Source organism: Bacillus sp. JJ1503, from assembly GCF_036965125.1.
Lineage (GTDB): Bacteria > Bacillota > Bacilli > Bacillales > Cytobacillaceae > Cytobacillus.
Window position 1 is genome coordinate 1 of record NZ_JBALOZ010000285.1, and the last position, 2,601, is coordinate 2,601.

Consider the following 2,601-nt stretch of genomic DNA (forward strand, 5'->3'; position numbering starts at 1 on the left):
GTATTACTTAATATTCCTTTATATATCTAGCTTTTTTGTAAAAACAACTGTCTTTTTGGGAGAGACATTTGTTTTTAGGAAAGCGACAAACAGGAACTGAATACGTAAGGGGGCCTTGATTATGTCAAGCAAAACATTAGATGCTTTTTTAAAGGAAAACCTAGAAGAGTTAAGAGGTAAGGGACTGTATAATGTTATCGATCCGTTAGAAAGTCCAAACGGACCAATTATTAAGATTAATGGCAGAGAGCTGATAAATCTATCTTCCAATAACTATTTAGGGTTAGCTACTGATGAGCGATTAAAGGAAGCCGCTACAAAAGCAATTAATAAATACGGGGTTGGAGCGGGAGCTGTTCGGACGATTAACGGAACATTGGCCCTGCATGTAAAGCTAGAAGAAAAACTAGCTGAATTTAAACATACAGAGGCTGCTATTGCGTATCAATCTGGCTTCAATTGTAATATGGCTGCTATCTCAGCTGTTATGGACAAAAATGACGCAATTCTTTCCGATGAATTGAATCATGCTTCTATCATTGATGGCTGCCGGTTATCAAGAGCAAAGATCATCCGTTTTAACCATTCTGACATGGAAGATTTAAGAGCAAAAGCAAAAGAGGCGAAGGAATCTGGCTTATACAATAAAATCATGGTCATTACAGATGGCGTTTTCTCAATGGATGGAGATATCGCCAAGCTTCCTGAAATTGTGAAAATCGCAGAAGAATTCGACCTGATTACTTATGTAGATGATGCTCACGGATCAGGAGTTTTAGGTGATGGTGCAGGAACTGTCAAGCATTTCGGGCTTTCTGATAAAATTGATTTTCAAATCGGTACTCTCTCAAAAGCAATTGGTGTTGTTGGCGGATACGTTGCCGGAAAACAAGAGCTAATAGATTGGTTAAAAGTAAGAAGCAGACCATTCTTATTCTCTACATCGTTAACTCCGGCAGATGTGGCTGCAAGTATAAAGGCAATTGAAATATTAATGGAAAGTACTGAATTGAATGAGAAGCTTTGGAAGAATGCTAATTATTTAAAAACTGGCTTAAAGAACTTAGGCTTTGATATTGGTGATAGTGAAACTCCGATCACGCCTTGTATTATTGGCGATGAAGTAAAGACACAAGAGTTCAGCAGAAAGTTGAACGAGGCGGGCGTTTATGCGAAGTCAATCGTGTTCCCGACTGTTCCGCAGGGCACTGGAAGGGTTAGAAATATGCCAACAGCAGCACATACGAAGGAAATGCTTGATCAGGCTATTGCAATATATGAACAAGTAGGGAAAGAAATGGGTGTAATTTAATTAATTTGCCCCTCATTCAACATTTTTGAAGAATGGCAATGGAGACGAGAATTTTCACAGAGGAAGGTTTGGTTATTAAATGAAAAAGGTTTTTATTACAGGGGCTTTAGGTCAAATTGGATCTGAGTTAACGTTGAAACTTAGAGATATTTATGGAGCAGACAATGTAATTGCCACAGATATAAGAAAAAATGATTCAGAGGCTGCACTTTCTGGTCCTTTTGAAGTTGTAGATGTAACAGACACGAAAACGATGATTGAAATGGCTAAGAAGTATCAAGTGGATACTATTATTCATATGGCTGCCTTACTTTCGGCTACCGCTGAAAAAAATCCGGTATTCGCTTGGAATTTAAATATGGGCGGGCTCATGAATGCTTTAGAAACAGCGCGTGAGTTAAATTGCAAATTTTTCACTCCTAGCTCAATCGGTGCCTTTGGTCCATCTACACCAAAGGATAACACCCCTCAAGACACTATTCAGCGTCCTACGACTATGTACGGTGTAAATAAAGTGGCGGGAGAATTACTTGCAGATTATTACTATTATAAATTTGGCGTTGATACAAGAGGTTTGAGATTTCCAGGATTAATCTCACATGTGACCCCTCCTGGAGGCGGTACAACCGATTACGCTGTTGAAATTTACTATGAAGCAATCAAAAATAAACACTATACTTCCTATATTGCGGAAGGAACCTATATGGATATGATGTATATGCCTGATGCATTAAATGCAATTGTAGATCTGATGGAGGCAGATGCTTCAAAATTAAAGCATCGAAATTCATTTAATGTGACAGCAATGAGCTTTGAACCGGAACAAATCGCTGCAGAAATTAGAAAGTCCATACCAGAGTTTACGATGGATTATCAGGTGGATCCTGTTCGTCAAAAGATTGCGGACAGCTGGCCAAATTCGCTTGATGCCACAGCTGCAATAGAAGAGTGGGGCTTTAAGGCAGAATATGATCTTGCAAAAATGACAGCAGATATGTTAGAAAAGCTACGTAAATAATTTAAATTGCAAACCAAAAGGCAGCAAATAAAGCTGCCTTTTTTATATATGTTAGGAAAGGTTAAATTGAAGTGCATAATCATAATATTAATTTGAATACTATTCTAAATTAGATTCGGAATATTTTTTATTATAATATTATTCTGGCTAAAAAGATGGTTTAAGTTCATTTATCTATTGATTAAAATGATTTATCTATTTGAATAGCTTAAAAAATAAAATATATTAAGAAAATTCAATTGACATTATTATTCTATGCATTTATATTTTT

2 protein-coding genes are annotated in these 2,601 nt (G+C 36.8%); both read left to right on the top strand.

The genetic code is table 11. From position 1 onward, the window contains the following. The first annotated feature begins 121 nt into the window (after window positions 1–121). Window positions 122–1,312, top strand: a complete 1,191-nt coding sequence (locus V7149_RS20195; protein ID WP_335347388.1) for a glycine C-acetyltransferase — start codon at window positions 122–124, stop codon at window positions 1,310–1,312. 79 nt (window positions 1,313–1,391) lie between these two features. Beyond that, window positions 1,392–2,330, top strand: coding sequence for an L-threonine 3-dehydrogenase (locus V7149_RS20200; RefSeq protein WP_335347389.1), 939 nt, complete (start codon window positions 1,392–1,394; stop codon window positions 2,328–2,330). Window positions 2,331–2,601 lie beyond the last annotated feature (271 nt).

Excerpts from the sequence above, each read along its gene's own strand:
- V7149_RS20195 (WP_335347388.1), top strand. The coding sequence starts at position 122 with ATGTCAAGCAAAACATTAGATGCTTTTTTAAAGGAAAACCTAGAAGAG.
- V7149_RS20200 (WP_335347389.1), top strand. The coding sequence starts at position 1,392 with ATGAAAAAGGTTTTTATTACAGGGGCTTTAGGTCAAATTGGATCTGAG.